At 54.4% G+C, this 14,739-nt stretch carries 16 protein-coding genes and 1 tRNA gene; 8 read left to right on the forward strand and 9 right to left on the reverse strand.

Features of this window, described 5'->3' with window-relative positions; translation table 11 throughout:
* Positions 1-174 precede the first annotated feature (174 nt).
* Positions 175-795: a JmjC domain-containing protein gene (locus V1T76_RS29045; RefSeq protein WP_442970111.1), complete on the forward strand. Its 621-nt coding sequence runs from the start codon at positions 175-177 to the stop codon at positions 793-795.
* A 15-nt stretch (positions 796-810) separates the two neighbouring features.
* Positions 811-1,596: a DUF6817 domain-containing protein gene (locus V1T76_RS08720; protein WP_330560277.1), complete on the forward strand. Its 786-nt coding sequence runs from the start codon at positions 811-813 to the stop codon at positions 1,594-1,596.
* A gap of 38 nt (positions 1,597-1,634) precedes the next feature.
* Here V1T76_RS08720 and V1T76_RS08725 read toward each other — a convergent pair whose 3' ends face one another.
* The 5 genes from V1T76_RS08725 to V1T76_RS08745 form a co-directional block, all read right to left on the reverse strand.
* Positions 1,635-2,354, reverse strand: a complete 720-nt coding sequence (locus V1T76_RS08725) for a hypothetical protein (RefSeq protein WP_330560278.1) — start codon at positions 2,352-2,354, stop codon at positions 1,635-1,637.
* Between the two features lie 26 nt (positions 2,355-2,380).
* Positions 2,381-3,520 carry a hypothetical protein gene (locus V1T76_RS08730; RefSeq protein ID WP_330560279.1) on the reverse strand — a complete coding sequence of 380 codons (1,140 nt, stop codon included), beginning with the start codon at positions 3,518-3,520 and terminating at the stop codon, positions 2,381-2,383.
* A 915-nt stretch (positions 3,521-4,435) separates the two neighbouring features.
* Entirely contained in the window at positions 4,436-4,819 is a 384-nt protein-coding gene (locus V1T76_RS08735) for a DUF192 domain-containing protein (RefSeq protein WP_330560280.1), read from the reverse strand.
* Between the two features lie 270 nt (positions 4,820-5,089).
* A complete protein-coding gene (locus tag V1T76_RS08740) occupies positions 5,090-5,671 on the reverse strand; it encodes a cold-shock protein (protein ID WP_006933008.1) in 582 nt (193 codons plus the stop codon).
* Between the two features lie 153 nt (positions 5,672-5,824).
* Entirely contained in the window at positions 5,825-6,586 is a 762-nt protein-coding gene (locus V1T76_RS08745; protein ID WP_330560281.1) for an SIR2 family NAD-dependent protein deacylase, read from the reverse strand.
* A 54-nt stretch (positions 6,587-6,640) separates the two neighbouring features.
* On the opposite strand from V1T76_RS08745, the gene V1T76_RS08750 reads away from it, so the two are divergent.
* The gene (locus V1T76_RS08750; protein WP_330560282.1) at positions 6,641-7,081 is read left to right on the forward strand and encodes a VOC family protein; all 441 of its coding nucleotides are present in this window, start codon (positions 6,641-6,643) and stop codon (positions 7,079-7,081) included.
* A gap of 125 nt (positions 7,082-7,206) precedes the next feature.
* A tRNA-Glu gene (locus tag V1T76_RS08755) sits at positions 7,207-7,282 on the forward strand.
* Positions 7,283-7,336: 54 nt separating this feature from the next.
* On the opposite strand, the gene V1T76_RS08760 is transcribed toward V1T76_RS08755, so the two are convergent.
* Positions 7,337-8,248 (reverse strand): hypothetical protein, encoded by a 912-nt coding sequence (locus tag V1T76_RS08760; protein ID WP_330560283.1) that lies wholly within the window; start codon positions 8,246-8,248, stop codon positions 7,337-7,339.
* Between the two features lie 412 nt (positions 8,249-8,660).
* Between V1T76_RS08760 and V1T76_RS08765 the strand changes: the two genes are divergently transcribed.
* Complete coding sequence (locus V1T76_RS08765; protein ID WP_330560284.1) at positions 8,661-10,229, forward strand: caspase family protein; 1,569 nt, start codon at positions 8,661-8,663, stop codon at positions 10,227-10,229.
* Positions 10,230-10,353: 124 nt separating this feature from the next.
* On the opposite strand, the gene V1T76_RS08770 is transcribed toward V1T76_RS08765, so the two are convergent.
* Positions 10,354-10,779 carry an ExbD/TolR family protein gene (locus V1T76_RS08770; protein ID WP_330560285.1) on the reverse strand — a complete coding sequence of 142 codons (426 nt, stop codon included), beginning with the start codon at positions 10,777-10,779 and terminating at the stop codon, positions 10,354-10,356.
* A 144-nt stretch (positions 10,780-10,923) separates the two neighbouring features.
* Between V1T76_RS08770 and V1T76_RS08775 the strand changes: the two genes are divergently transcribed.
* The 3 genes from V1T76_RS08775 (at position 10,924) to V1T76_RS08785 (ending at position 12,589) form a co-directional block, all read left to right on the forward strand.
* A complete protein-coding gene (locus tag V1T76_RS08775) occupies positions 10,924-11,382 on the forward strand; it encodes a DUF1036 domain-containing protein (protein WP_330560286.1) in 459 nt (152 codons plus the stop codon).
* Between the two features lie 76 nt (positions 11,383-11,458).
* Positions 11,459-11,881, forward strand: coding sequence for a hypothetical protein (locus V1T76_RS08780; protein ID WP_330560287.1), 423 nt, complete (start codon positions 11,459-11,461; stop codon positions 11,879-11,881).
* 36 nt (positions 11,882-11,917) lie between these two features.
* Entirely contained in the window at positions 11,918-12,589 is a 672-nt protein-coding gene (locus V1T76_RS08785) for a MotA/TolQ/ExbB proton channel family protein (RefSeq protein ID WP_330560288.1), read from the forward strand.
* Here V1T76_RS08785 and V1T76_RS08790 read toward each other — a convergent pair.
* Both V1T76_RS08790 and V1T76_RS08795 read right to left on the reverse strand, forming a co-directional pair.
* Positions 12,581-14,314 carry a hypothetical protein gene (locus V1T76_RS08790; RefSeq protein WP_330560289.1) on the reverse strand — a complete coding sequence of 578 codons (1,734 nt, stop codon included), beginning with the start codon at positions 14,312-14,314 and terminating at the stop codon, positions 12,581-12,583. The genes V1T76_RS08785 and V1T76_RS08790 overlap by 9 nt on opposite strands.
* Positions 14,311-14,733, reverse strand: a complete 423-nt coding sequence (locus tag V1T76_RS08795) for an ExbD/TolR family protein (RefSeq protein ID WP_330560290.1) — start codon at positions 14,731-14,733, stop codon at positions 14,311-14,313. The genes V1T76_RS08790 and V1T76_RS08795 overlap by 4 nt, the downstream gene beginning before the upstream one ends.
* Between the last annotated feature and the right edge of the window lie 6 nt (positions 14,734-14,739).

A 14,739-nucleotide genomic window follows, 5' to 3' on the forward strand; every position in this document is an offset into this window, starting at 1 on the left:
ATCCTCGATATCCTGTTGGCTCATCAGCCTTGTCACCTAAGGGGTAGTGACACTAAGTTCAATGAGCTATTTTCGCTAGATCAGTTTTGGGACTGTCTGAAGACCGCGCCCTCGATCCGTGCTGTGTTTCCAGGCCTAAAGCAAGCGCATATCAGCTTCGATGATGCCCCAGATATGTACGCAAGCGGCGCGACGATATGCGTAAGCGGCTTAGAGCGCACTTGGTGCACACTTAGGGCACTCGCAGAAAGCGCGCGAAACGAACTGGGCCTCACCGGAGAGGTAGAGATCAAGGCGTACCTATCGCCCGAGGGAGCAGGTTTTGCACAGCATTACGATCCACGGACAGTAACGACTGTGCAAATTTCTGGTTCGAAAGAATGGCGTTTCGGTCGCTCAGTGACCGAGCAATTTCCGCTTGGTAACTCCCCATTTCCTCTCACCGATGACCAGCAGCAGCACCTTGAGCAAGGAGGCGTTGAAACTGTTTCTCTACGTCCTGGCGATCTTCTGTGCCTCCCCCCAGGAACCATACATTGGGCAGCGGCCTCGGATTACTCATTGGCTCTGAACTGCTCATTCGAATACATTGGGGACACTGTTGCAGAACTCGTCGCAGAGTATCTTCTGCGTGAACTGCAAGCTACTCCACAACTAAGACAGACATTCTTTCGAGACGTTGTTCAGAGTCCCGCGGTACGAGAGCACAATAGCCGTTGCATAAAAGCAATCTTGAACGAGATGCCGGACGCAATAAGTCGCTCTTTGGATAAGATCCGTGACATGTATGGCTGAAAGTTGAAAAGTATAATGGACGACGATAATTCACTCCGTTTCATAGAATTCTTGTCAGAAGCACGGTGCCTATCTCACTCCGGCTCGCATTTGCTGGATCACCTACAGGGGACTTATAGGATTCTACAGGCATGGATGGTACCAGAAGCGGTTGCGATTGCTGGATTAATACATTCGGTGTATTCGACGCAGTTTTTCCGCGACGGCCTCTTCACGATAGATGAGCGCGATGACATAAGGGCTGTTTTTGGCCCCGATGCAGAGCGTCTTGCATTCTACTTTTGCTTCCTTGACCGAACCAAACTTTGGTCTGAAGTCGTCCCCAGAACGGCAACGGGTCGCCGAGAATGTGAACGCCACGATCTTTGCGGAAGTCTATCAGTGGACTTCGATGACATTAGAAGTCTCGCCGCGATCGAGTGCGCCAATTTCGTCGAGCAATCTTACCATGACGACCGATCGCCGGCCTTGTGGATGTCGGATGCTATTGAGCAGCAACGAACATTCTCAGACCTCATAGGTAACGCAGTTCTGCGGAAGATTGAACGATTGGACCAAGATTGCGAAATACAAGCCTTGGATATCTATAATCAATGTATCTACAATCAAACACCAGACCTTACTCTTCTGCTGGACTGCATCAGCTTGAATCCTCATATACCCGAGTTGTACTATTTTGCGGCTTGCGAACTTGACAGAAGAGACGATGCTATGGAAGCGAGTAATTTTCGAGCCAAGGCCCTGTCACTAAGAAGAATGTGGGGGCGTGCCTGGGATCGTCGCGTCGAATTTGAAATGTAACGAGTCAGCTGATCACTCCACGCGCAAACCGTCATTCGTCAGTGATAATCCAAAAGCTCTGGCTGAATATCGCAATGCAGAATTTTTTTCTTGTTTTTAAAAACTAAAGGATGAAAGATATTTCCAAGTAATTCTGTCCAGCGCATGGGATAGCGTGAAAGCACTCCGTTAGATAGTCTAGCATTCATGTAATCCTGCGGGTGGCTAGCCGGATTTTCTCTAAGAAGTGGATGTTTTTTATCGAGTAGCGAGGTCGTGAGCGAAATCCACTCCTGCGTGAATAGCGTGTCAGGGCGGAATATATACGCGCAGTTGCCAATTAAACTTCGATAATCTCTTTTCATCGTTCGTTCAATGGTTCCGCTAACAGGAGCTACGTCTTCCGCGCTTATTTCCGTATATCCAACACCGAAAGCATCCGACGCGAGCAATGCGTCGAATGCGAAGTTCCAGTCTTTCGTCGTTTCTTTGATGTCAGTATAACCTCCCCCAAACTGGTGCATAAAGTAGCAGCGAAGATAGTCGGATTTGTGAGTTGCGCTCAAATAATCGTAAGCTGGATGGAGATCGATCACCCGCTTTCTCAGCAGTGCTATTCGATTTGCATCGAGGAATTCAACGTTGCAGCGGGAGTTAGCCGATATCGTTCCTAGGGCCCGAACTCGATTGGCGGACATCGGATTATGTTCGGTCCAGAAGGCGAATATCGTTCGTGCTTCGAGCGCTCGCCGAAAGGGAAGAATCGCATAGCTTGTCACTGTGTTGCTCAATCAAAGTTGAAGCTTCAGTTAGGGAAAATTAATGCTTTAGTCGCTTCTACATTACCAGGGACTACTTCAACCCTTTCCCAAAGGTCTAATAGTGTGGAATAGTCATTTTTTAATTTTACTTCATTGAAATCAATTTGGGCAGCCACATCTGAGTCAAATTTTAGCCGCCCAATTGCTTGAGCAGCCAAATATTTAAATTGATGTCGCGATAGAGACCGTCGTTCAAACCATCGTATTAAAGACATAATATTCGGAAATGAGTTTATATTAAAAAAGCGTGGATCGAGTGAAAATGTGCATTCCGAAAAATTCTGCAGCGGCCAATTGGCGTCTGACAGAGTCGGCATGTTTAGCAAGTGGTAGTCATGATCGACGAACACGCGCCACGTCCAATTAAGAATGTGGTCAAGTAGGAGTCGCGCAGAGCCGCGCTCAGAATCATCAAGTACGACAGGCGCGTCAAAGATGCTCAGAAATCGAGCTGCAGTTTCTACAAAGCGCCCAGCCTGTCTAGCCTCGCGACTAATCCACCCTTGTTGCATTAGAGGATGGTCTTGAAGTGTACGTCGAGAACCAAAGTGGAAGCCATAGAAGCCAAGAAGGAAGATGTAGAAATCGGGGTGCATCACGCTCTGATTAACAGCACCATCAACCTCTGCGTAGTAGTCAGTAGTTAATGGTGTAATGAAAAGCTCGTCATAATATTTTCGCCTAGGTGCATTTAGTTGACAGATGTGCCAGTAATCTAGCCCCACCGTGGCAGAGACTTCAGATAATGAAAGTACAAAAACGGCAAACTCTTTTGAGTGTGGTAGAGTGTGCTTTGTGCGAACATTGCCATACAAAACGGAGAAACATTCCGCCACGACACGAGCGTGAACAAAATCATGTATCGAGTAAAGCAGCTCGTAGCGGAGCCAGTTGGGGCGCCAACCGAGTTCTGCTAATTCAGTTGAAAAAAGATAAGACGATAAGTAAGAAATGCGAGGAATGAATACAGAAAATGTAAGTGGATTAAAGCCACTGATGTTCACTGGAACAGTATCAGAGTAGTTCCAGCGTGCGTCCAAGTTTCGGATAGTAAAGTACTCCCTTTGACCGAAAACGCTCGCGGCCAAAGGGAGCTTATCAATTATCCTGTGATGGTGATCCAATGATTAGCCATCCCGCACCAATTGCGAGGTGCCTCGCTATTGCGGACGGGATGCTCTGGGGTCGCCATCTTTTGGTCGACCGGCGCGGGGATCTCCGTCCTTTGGTCTCTCAGCTCTGGGATCACCATCTTTTGGACGGCCGGCACGGGGATCTCCGTCCTTCGGCCTCTCAGCTCTGGGGTCGCCATCTTTCGGGCGACCGGCGCGGGGATCTCCGTCCTTCGGTCTCTCAGCTCTGGGGTCGCCATCTTTTGGACGGTCGGCGCGGGGTTCTCCGTCTCTCGGGGTATTGCCACCTGATGCCATGGACGTTGCTCCTCCTGCATTTGCCATAAAAGGTAGGCCACTAAAACATTGTAAATCATATCATGCATTTCTCGCATAGGTAAGCATGAATCTTGCGCACAAGCCTAGAGATTGATCGCCATCGCGTCATTCGACTCGCAGCCAGGTGCAACGCGGAAGTGCTATGCGGGTCGAGGATGCGAACGCCGGAAAGGGGGTATGTCGGATATTAATAGTCGGCAGGACTTATCGCGATGTTCAACTTGCAGTCGCAATTCTTACAAGCTGCTTATTTTATGACAAGCCGGACTGCCCATTAAGCCGCATAGGCAGAAGAAGAATGTATCGGTGAAAATGTCCCGGCGTACCGAAATAGTCCCGAACTGGCCTCTTCAGGCACGTCACAAGGCAAATTTTTGTCAGATTTTTCAAAGTACTGCGGGTTTTGGCAGAAAAACTCCCAAACCAGATGCGCTACCAGGCTGCGCTATACCCCGATTGATTTTTGGGGGTGTATCCCCAAGGGCCGCATTCGTCAAGGGAGAAGCAACCGCTTATGCGGATGATTGTGGACAGGCTCATGCCGCGTCGAGCACTGAGCCTCACGTTCTGGACTGATTTCCCACGCACTTATTCCAGCCCCATCGACGGGCTGATGACCCTGTCTCCGGCGGAAATGCCGAGTTTCTCCGCCAGACCGGCATTGATCTCGAACACGAATTGCGCCGGGCCAATGGACGGGATTACATCTTCGGAAAACGGTGTGGTGTTGTCCGCAATGCTGACGATGGCACCACGAGAATCGATGAAAATGATGTCGAGCGGCAGCGGTGTGTTTTTCATCCAGAAATAGCGGTCGCCTTCTCCTTCGAACAAAAACAGCATGCCGCGTTGGTCCGGCATTTCTTTCCGGAACATCAAGCCCATCGAGCGCTGTCTGTCCGTTGCAGCGACTTCGGCCTCGAACCTGAGCTCCTTGTCATCGGACTGGATGACAAGATCTTCTACCGGCAAGTTCGTCTGCGGCTCCTGTGCCAACGCGGGCCCAGTGGACGCCGACAGAAAAATCCAAAGCGTTGCAGCAAAGATCGATAGGAACAGAAAGAGAGGACGCATTCTGGAAACTTCCTGAAAGGCCCGGCCGAACCGGATTGAAAGATTGGCGGTCAATGGTCAGATCTCAATACCATTTTTTACGCCTGCCAAGACAGATCGCCTGAAGGTCGGCAAACAAAAAGGCCGGATCATGTCCGGCCGAGTCGATGCGCAAAATGACGGGAAAAATCAGTGGGAAGCTGGAATGTGGGTGCCCGTGCCCATCGGCCGGATTTCGGCAGCCATACGGCCCTTGGGGCCTTCCCCGAAACGCACCAGAACATCCTGGCCTGGACGCAACTCGGTGATACCGAAACGGCGCAGCGTTTCCATATGGATGAAGATATCTTCCGAACCCTCACCCTGGGTCAGGAACCCAAACCCCTTGACGCGATTGAACCATTTCACGGTCGCTTTTTCGAAACCGCCTTCGGGAACAACCTGCACATGGGTGCGTGATGGCGGTAGCTGCGAGGGGTGCGTCGCCGTGCTCTCGTCCATCGACAGAATGCGAAAGGCCTGAAGCCCGCGTGGCCGGTCGAGCACTTCACACACGACGCGCGCGCCTTCGTAAGCGGTCTGGTACCCGTCCCGTCGGAGGCAGGTGACGTGCAGAAGGATGTCACCGTCACCGCTGTCCGGCACGATGAACCCATATCCTTTTCCGACGTCGAACCACTTAATCGTTCCGGCAATCTCGAGTACATCGACAGCAACTTCGTCCGTCAATGTTTCGAGTGCGCGGGGTTCCCGTGCGGTTTTGACCCCCATAGCCTTTTGTCCCGTCTCTGGTCCGCATCATTAAGCTGAAGGCAAATTCGACTCACCAGCCAGCTGATTCCTAACAAAAGGATAACATTGCGCTTTCTTGCGAGAAGGGAAATTGTCGGACTAACCACAGACCATTTACGGAAATCAGTCTATTTATTCGCCAAATCCAGCAAATGTTTGCGCCAAAGGCGTGCGAACGACTGTTGACGCATAAGAATCGAGCGGTGTCTCCTGTCCGTTGAGAATCACCAGTTCGGCACCCGATTGCGCCGCGATGGCCGGCAGTTGCGCCGCCGGGTGCACGACAAGTGAAGATCCCAGCACCAGAAACAGGTCGCAAGCTGCCGCAGCTTCAGCAGCCCGCTGCAACTCGCGTTCCGGCATCTGCTGGCCGAAACTGATGACTGCCGCCTTCAACATTCCGCCGCATTGAGGACATTTCGGACTTTCCCCCGCATCGACAACCGACCTCTGCGGTTCAAGCTCGGCCCGAACGCCGCAGGACAGGCAGGTAGCGAATGTCGAGTTGCCGTGAATCTCGACAAGCAAGTCCTCCGGAAAACCGGCACGCTGGTGCAGACCATCGACATTTTGCGTGATGAGGCAGACAAGCTTTCCGGACCGCGCCAGTGACGTGAGAGCCAGATGTGCTGCGTTCGGTTTCGCCCTGGCAAAATAGTCCATCATTTCAAAGCGTCTGTCCCAGTCCTCCAGGCGGCTGTCCTCGTCGTCCAGGAAGTCCTGGTATTGAACAGGCTGGCGTTTGGACCATATCCCGCCGGGTGAGCGGAAATCCGGAATTCCTGATTCCGTCGATATTCCCGCCCCGGTCAGGGCAACGATCTGCCGGTAGGAACCGACTTTGAACTGTGCCACAAAGCGTTGAGCTTCGGGCAAGGTGGTAATGCAATTCATCGGCCGGTCCGGTGCCCGTTTGGAAAAAACCTCGAATGAGGAAAAGGATAAGACATGCGTTATTTGCACACGATGGTCCGCGTGACCAACATTGAAGACTCTCTTGATTTTTATTGCAACAAGATGGGCATGACGGAGATCCGCCGCCACGAAAGCGAAAATGGAAGGTTCACATTGATCTTTCTCGCAGGGTCCGACGACGTAGAGGCCGGCAAGGCCAATTCGGCTCCGCTGCTTGAGCTGACCTACAACTGGGATCCTGAAACCTATTCCGGCGGACGCAACTTCGGCCACCTCGCTTATGAGGTCGATAACATCTACGAATTCTGTGAGAGCCTGCAGAAACAGGGCGTCACCATCAACCGGCCTCCGCGCGATGGCCGCATGGCCTTCGTCCGTTCGCCGGACAACATTTCCTTCGAGCTGCTTCAAAAGGGTGAAGCGCTTGAAATCAAAGAACCCTGGGCCTCCATGCCCAACATCGGCGAATGGTAAAACCGGACGGTTTTCAACAGGCGCAGGCCCGGGTTTCCGGGCTTGCAAAAAATTGTCGCAAAGGCTCTTGCGGGCTGATCCAATCCCGCCTATAAGCCTCCCCACGACGCAGCCGCGTCGACCGCGCGCCCATCGTCTAGCGGTCTAGGACGCCGCCCTTTCACGGCGGAAACACGGGTTCGAGTCCCGTTGGGCGTGCCAACTTCTTCCCTTCCGGTTCAGAAGCAGGCATATGACATCAGCGGATGCTGAATGTCATACAGCACCTGGCGAAATGTATCTGCCCTCGATATTCAGCGCAGGCTCATTCTTTCGAAACAATGTCCGCCCCGGAAATTCCTTCTTGTAGAATGCTTCGATATCTGCCGCTGCCGGGCCAGCGTATTCAACGCGTCCGCTCGGGAAGAAGACGTCCAGATCATCGTCCTTGTGCTCCGTTGCGTAGGTCTCCTGTGATCCATGCAGGACCATGGCTGCTCCCAGCCGGCTGTTGACGAAATTCTGCACGTCAAAAAACTTCGGTGAACGCGTGTGTTTGCCGCCCAAACGGTTTTCCCTCACTCGGACGATCTCATGAGGCGCATCCATATCGACGATGCCGTAGAGATCAAAGTCGCCGTGCACGCATTTTGCGGCAGTGATCAGCGAACTGGACGTGAATTTCACACAGGCGAAATACGGGTCTTCCGGGTTGCGCTCGACAAAATACAGTCCGCCGCGTGGAACATACGTCATTGCCTTTTGCTGCTCGAACGTCGCCATTTCCGGTCGCAACTGTTTAATGAAGTCGTTCCAGGCCTCGATGACATCCGCGTATTTGCTTGGTTTGAAGGCTTTTTCACTGGCAAGTTTAGGGTCAACGACCAGGCCGGCAAAACTTTTGCGCTGCGCGTCCGGACATCTGCTGCCCATCGGTTTGACATCGTAATCCGCTGTCTTTGCCTTGCAATCCAGACGCTTGGGTGTCGCGTAGGGCTCACCTATATGATCGAGAGACGCAGTGTTGGTCCGCCGGACAAGAATTGCCACGTTGTACAGTCGGGCTGCGGACTGGAACACGCCTATATGTCTGGCTTTCAGGTGTTTAAGGATATCTGCTCTTCCGGCCATCAATTTTAACTCCGCCACATGCAAGCTTCCTGAGCTTGCTGATCCGCGCATATTCATGGAAAGCAGAGTACCAGAGCGTCACCCATCCGGGGTGATTCAGGTCACAAACCTGTCTTGATGATCGACAGACATTGTTTTTCAAGTTCCGTGGCACCTATAGACCGGTTCTGCCTATCCGCCACCAATCAATTTGATGCAGTGCAAAAGTGGTGACAATCCATCGCTGAAAAGTGGTTTTTTAAGAACCGAGCAGCTATAATGCGAAGCCGATTTTAGTGAAATCATGACCGGCTCGTTCCGGTCTTGCTACAATCGTTGCAGGGGCAGCTTTTTCATTTTGACGTTCGTGTGACGCTTATTACAGAAATATAGTGCCAGCCGGGGTACCTGTTCCTCTCAAGAGGACAAAAAACCTCGTGTAAAGATCGGTGCAACCGACAGGCAACCATGATCTACGAGAGGACAGGACATGTTCAAACGATTGATCGCCGTGCTGACAATAATTCTCGCAGGGACGGCTCCGGCATTGGCTAAGCGCGTTGCCCTCGTACTCGGCAACGGCGCTTACGAGCACACAGTACAACTCCCAAATCCGGCGAACGACGCCGAACAGATGGCCGCAAAACTTAAGGCTCTCGGGTTCGAAGTCGTCGCCGGACAAGACCAGACCTATGGTGAAATGCGCCGATCCGTTATGGATTTCGCCAAAAAGGCATATGGCGCTGATATCGCCATTCTGTTCTACGCTGGCCACGGCCTTCAGGTCGCCGGTCAGAACCACCTAGTTCCGATCGACGCCACTATCGAGGACGAAACGTCACTCGACTTCGAAACGATCACCGTCGATTTCATCATGCGCCAGATGTCCAAGGACGTGAAAGTGCAGATGGTGTTCCTGGATGCCTGCCGTGACAACCCGCTGGCACGTACGCTTGCCCGCCGCATGGGACCGAGCCGATCCGGCAGCGTCGGTGCAGGTCTTGCTGAAATCAAGATCCAGGAAACCGGCGGTGAAGGTTCGGTGATCGCATTCGCAACCAGCCCGGGCGACGTCGCTCTGGACGGTGACGGTGCGAATTCGCCCTTTACCTCTGCGTTGATCCGGCACATCGATACACCGAATGCCTCTATCCAGACCGTCATGACCCGCGTCACCGGCGAAGTATACGAAGAGACGGAAAAGAAGCAGCGCCCTTGGGTGAATGCCTCCTTGATCGGTGAGGTGTTCCTGAACAAGCAGGAAGTGCCTGCTGCGACGACAACCGTCGCTTCGCTTGGCAACACTGCAACTGCCACTCCCCAGCAGCCGGCCGTCAACAATGCCGCCAGCACTTCCCCCAGCCAGTCCGCGATTGCCTGGGAACGTGAAAAGCTGATCTGGGAGACGGCCAAGTCGAGCAATACGGTTGCGGACTACAAGGCTTACCTGGACGCCTACCCGTCTGGCCTGTTCGCGGATTTCGCGCGCAACTCCATCAAGCGGCTTGAGGCCGGCAGTCAGGTCGCTTCGGTCAATCCGACCGTCGTCCCGGGTGCGACAACGGCTCCTGCCGCAAGCTCTGCCGGTGTTGTTGCAACCCTTCCGGATCCGCAAAAGGCGGTTCCCGGCACTGAGGCAACCGAAGCCTCCCTCGGATGGAACCGGACTGCCCGCCGCGAAGTTCAGACCCGCCTGAACCTGGCTGGCCAGGATGTCGGCCGCCCGGATGGTGCCTTCGGACCTAAGACCCGCGCTGGTGTTAGTGCCTGGCAGGCTGCTAACGGCATCGTCGCCACCGGTTACTTCACTGCCGCCCAATACGCCTTGCTGACAGCACAGACGGCAACGCAATATTCGGTTTATCAGGCTGAAGTGAACCGCAAGCAGCAGGCCGCCGCAAGCGCCTCACGCAGTGCGACCTCCACCCGCCGCACGAATAACACCACGACCCGCCGTGCGAACAACAACAATAACAACGGTGGTAACTTCAACCCGGCTGGTGCAGCCTTCATTGGTGGTGTTGTGGGTGGCATCATCGGCGGTGCTATAGGCCGCTGATCGCACACCACAGTACCATCTGCAAAATCAGAACGGCCTGGTCTCAAAGACCGGGCCGTTTTGTTTATTGGCGCGAGACGTTGCTTATTCAGGCTTGTTCCGTTTCGGAGGGAACCAGCCACTGTCAGTCCAGGTGCAGACGAACACTTGTCAGTCTTGAACTGCGGGCCTCGTCCAATATGCGCACAACCTGCTGGAAATCCGTTCCCTTGGCTGGCAAGAGAATGGCGTCCCTGGCCCCAGCGTCTGCCAGGCGGTTCAATTCCTCCGCCAGCCCCGCGAGAGTCAGATCACGGCCATTGACCGTGAGAGCTGTTCCATCGGAACCTGGTCTTGCCTTCACGACAATCAGAACAGCGACCACGCTAGCAGGCTTTTGAGCCTCGGTGCCGCCGGCTGGAGCACCGCCACGAAGAGCCACATCCAACGGATGCCAGACACCAAAGGTAGACGACAGCAGGAAGAACATGATCAGGATGAAAATGACATCGATCAGCGGTGTCAGCGGAATGCGCTTCCGTCTCGCAAGCGGTGTTTCGATCGAGATCATGGATCACGCATTTCCGGTACTGCTGGTTGTCAACACATCGAGTTTTGCCGAAAAACAACGTCAGCTCAATCGTCTTTCCGAAATTGACCGTGGGCGCGCAATTCCTTAGCGTATTTTGCAGGTTGGCAAAATGGAACCACGACTATGAAAACCGTCCGCGACAGCGGCATGACCATGAGAAGACGCCGGGCACATTCGCGCAGCATCGCGTTCATCGGAGCAGCGGCTCTTGCTGGCATTTTGTCGGCCTCCAGTGCCCATGCTGGACTGCGCGTATGTAATGGCTCCGTCGATCTCGTGAATGTTGCGCTCGGATATGAAACCGATGAAGGCATGCGCACTGAAGGCTGGTGGACCATCACAGCCAATGCCTGCAGCCAGGTGCTGCAGGAACCGCTCAAGAAAGCGCGCTATTATCTGCATGTTGCCGACGGGTTTGGCGAAAGCCGTCTTGGGGGCGATATCACGCTTTGCATTCGCGAAGAAAAATTCGTTCTTTATGACGGCGATCAGTGCTGGCAACGCGGCTTGATCGAGGCAGACTTCTTTCAGGTGGAAACCGAAGGTAAACAGGATTGGACGGTTCTGTTGTCCTATGACTAGGAACCGCGCCAACTGGCGACCACAGGCCCTTTCCAACAATCATTGACGCATTAACCGGGGGAACAAGATGCGGATATTGGTTCAGCAAGTTTTTTTAGCGATTACGGTTGCCGTTTTTGCGACGCCGGTTCAGGCACAGGAAATAACGGGCAAGATCAGCCTTGAGCTCAATCAGTTGCAGCCAACGGCTGATGGCGGCTGCAGGCTATCGATCATCGCAACCAACGGGCTTGAACGCCCGATGGACAAGCTCGGCCTTGAAATGGTCGCCTTCAACAAAGAGGGGCTTGTCGACCAGTTTCTGCGGTTGCAGTTCTCCCGCATTTCCGCCGGAAAAACCAAGATCCTCCAGTTCGACCTTGCCGGAAAGGCTTGCGACAGTCTCTCCAGGCTGCACATAAACGATGTCATGAATTGTGTGCCGCCCAGCATCACCGATGTCTATTGCCCGGATCTGCTCGATCTGAGCAATCGCACCCCCATCGAGTTTGGCGACTGATCCTTCCCTTTCAACGTCTGATGGAGCGTCTTGCGCATGGTCGAGACATCTTCCTCCCTTCTGGAACTTGGCGGGCCGGTCGTGCTCATCCTGCTCGCAATCTCCATTGCCGCAGTCGCTGTCATCCTTGCGAAAGCCGTCCAGTTCTCAACGGCCCGCGTCGGCCGACACGGACTTGTCCGTCAGGCGGTATCCCAATGGCGTAGCGGCGAACGAACCAAAGCGTCCCAGAACCTTTTGAAGGACAGGTCTCTGTCTGGAGCTCTGGTGCGCAGTGCGATGGACGCCATCCAGATGCTGGATCAACAGCCGCTGTCGTCCCAGGTTCGGGACATCAGGGAAGAACGCCTGCGAGAAGAAATCTCCGCACGCGCTGCCGACCGGCTTTTCGGACTCGCCAGTTGGCTGAAGGCGCTCGATCTTGTGACGCAAATCTCTCCTTTGCTCGGTTTGTTCGGTACCGTGCTCGGGATGATCGAAACGTTTCAGACCCTTCAGGAATCGGGAGCTTCTGCCAACCCGGCAACACTTGCCGGCGGCATATGGGTTGCGCTCCTGACAACAGCTTGCGGCCTTGCGGTTGCCATGCCGGTGTCGATTGCAGTCACCTGGTTTGAAACACGACTGGAAAAGGAACGCGCCGCGTTGGAAGTTCTCCTGACCGGAGTTTTCACAGCCGGGGCTTCAGCGTCGCAAGGTTCAGCGTGATACCTTGAACGCGGTCAGCGAGTAGACGCCAGGCTCCGCCAATATCTCTGCGACCCGTTCTGCCGGGAGCCGTCCGAAACGGGCTGGTTGACGGTTAGCGGGTCGGTTCCAAATGGCCAATACAAGCGCAGTCTCATCAGTCTCGTCACTGGCTGTCATGGTGACCGGCACTCTGAAACGCCAGCCGCCTGCCGTTTGGCTGTTCGATGCGGGTAGAAGAAACTCCCGGCCATCATGGATCTGTCCGATATTGTCGATCAGATAAAGCTCAGGTGGTCCCCTCCCGCTGAGATCCAGTCCGGACTGCTCTGCACTTGCGATCCGCTCCAGCGGAAGATCACGCTGGATCACGCCCGATACCTGGGTTCCGCTTCGCACAACCGTCCGGTCCAGATCGACAAGACCTGCAGTCTCGAGCCCTTCGGAAATGCCGAGCGCATTCAGCAAGGCACATTGCTTGCGCGTCACCAGCCTGACCTCGATCCTTGCCTCGAATCCCTGATCGGCCTTGAACCGCTGATCGAAAATCGCAAAAGGAGCAATGCCCGAACCAAATGCCGTGACTTCCGCGCTATCTGTCCCCGCCGACAGAACAGACATGTGCGTACAGTCGCCAAACGCATAGTTGGTGACATAGTCCGTCACCTTTGCCAGCGGATCGATGGAAGCAACGGCGACCGGAGCCACATTCTCCGTCATTTCCCCTTGCGGCTGTGTCGCGGGAACTGTCGAGGAGACGGGCGCGCTGGGTGCGATTTCCGGCGTTTCGGTCTCGGTCGGTTGAAGAGCAGCGATCTGTTGTTCAGCTTGCAACACCGCCTCCGTGTCTGTCGTACCCACCGGATCCACGGCAATGCCGGTGTGAGGTGTTATATTGATCAGACCGCCTTCGGGCACTTGAGATTGTGGTACGGGAACCTCCGGCACGCCCTCGACGCCTACAGCCTGGGCAGGCGTCTGATCTACCGAGAGCGGGGCAAGTATCGGGCGTTCCTCTTCGTTTGAAGTTAATGCCACTGGCTCACCTGCGATGACAACCTCACCAATATCCGTTGCAACCGGCACTGACGGAGCGACCTGAACAACAGTGGGAACCTGAACGCTGGTCACCGGGAGGTCCGGTTGCACAATCTCATTCGGCTCAATTGGTGTTACCGCAACAACTGCGTCCGGAACAGGCGTGGCCGTGACCACGTTAGACGCTATTTCCGGAACGTTTGATGGCTGCAGGACTTGTACCTGCTCCGGCGCGGCTGCCGGAGGAGGTTCCGTCGTAACGGGGGCAGGGTCCAGGGCTTCAATGACGGGTGAATTGTCGGAAACAGATTGTTCCACAAGATCGACCGGCGCTAATTCGACCAGCGAGCTCTGCTCTTTTTCCGTCAGGACCGGCTGTGCTGTCACCGGTTCCACGACAGCCGCGTTGCTGGAACCTGGAACGACTTCCACCTGGGTATCCGCAAAAGCCACCAGGGGTGTTTTCGCCTCGAGCGGCTGCGTTATTTCCGTCTCAACACTTGCCAGATCTTCAAACGGCAAACCGCCGCTTTCCAGGATCACCTCGGTCTCGACAGGCGGCAAAGGCTCTTCCTTTACCCAGGGCACAGCCGGCAAACCATAAACCAGCGCCGAAATGTGCAGAGCTGCCGAAACACCCAGAACAGCCGGCCACACATATCCCGGAATATCCCAATGCCGGTCCTGGTTGTAGGCAACCACCGTCAAGGTGAACCTGCCTCAACGGTCATCAGTGTCAGACGTTTTACACCGCCAGCCTTCAACCGTTCGGCAAGAGCGGAAACAGCCTCCATTCGGGTCCGCCTGTCGACCTGAACCACGATGCGGCCCTCGTCAGACTGCCGGGCATCCAAAAAGGAGCCGAGGTCAACATCCGAAAGAATGTTGCCGTCGAGCCAGACTGTCCCTTCCCTGTCCAGAACAAGGCTGCCCTCCAGCTTGCCGCTTCCGTCTTCTTGCTGCGTTTCAGCCCAGTCGAACCCCTCCGGCAATGGTGGCCGAAGCGTTCCGGAAACCAAAAGGAAAAGAAGCAGCAGGAACACCACGTTGATCAGCGCGAGGGAACTGTCCGCCCTGCGGTGCGGCTTCAACTCCTGCAAGTGGATCGGTTTGGTGTAGCGTTTCATGGTTGG

The organism is Roseibium sp. FZY0029 (genome assembly GCF_036350355.1).
GTDB lineage: Bacteria > Pseudomonadota > Alphaproteobacteria > Rhizobiales > Stappiaceae > Roseibium.

Coding starts and splice junctions, on each gene's coding strand:
- V1T76_RS29045 (WP_442970111.1), top strand. CDS start 175: ATGTACGCAAGCGGCGCGACGATATGCGTAAGCGGCTTAGAGCGCACT.
- V1T76_RS08720 (WP_330560277.1), top strand. CDS start 811: ATGGACGACGATAATTCACTCCGTTTCATAGAATTCTTGTCAGAAGCA.
- V1T76_RS08740 (WP_006933008.1), bottom strand. CDS start 5,671: ATGGGGGTCAAAACCGCACGGGAACCCCGCGCACTCGAAACATTGACG.
- V1T76_RS08745 (WP_330560281.1), bottom strand. CDS start 6,586: ATGAATTGCATTACCACCTTGCCCGAAGCTCAACGCTTTGTGGCACAG.
- V1T76_RS08750 (WP_330560282.1), top strand. CDS start 6,641: ATGCGTTATTTGCACACGATGGTCCGCGTGACCAACATTGAAGACTCT.
- V1T76_RS08760 (WP_330560283.1), bottom strand. CDS start 8,248: ATGAATATGCGCGGATCAGCAAGCTCAGGAAGCTTGCATGTGGCGGAG.
- V1T76_RS08765 (WP_330560284.1), top strand. CDS start 8,661: ATGTTCAAACGATTGATCGCCGTGCTGACAATAATTCTCGCAGGGACG.
- V1T76_RS08770 (WP_330560285.1), bottom strand. CDS start 10,779: ATGATCTCGATCGAAACACCGCTTGCGAGACGGAAGCGCATTCCGCTG.
- V1T76_RS08775 (WP_330560286.1), top strand. CDS start 10,924: ATGAAAACCGTCCGCGACAGCGGCATGACCATGAGAAGACGCCGGGCA.
- V1T76_RS08785 (WP_330560288.1), top strand. CDS start 11,918: ATGGTCGAGACATCTTCCTCCCTTCTGGAACTTGGCGGGCCGGTCGTG.
- V1T76_RS08795 (WP_330560290.1), bottom strand. CDS start 14,733: ATGAAACGCTACACCAAACCGATCCACTTGCAGGAGTTGAAGCCGCAC.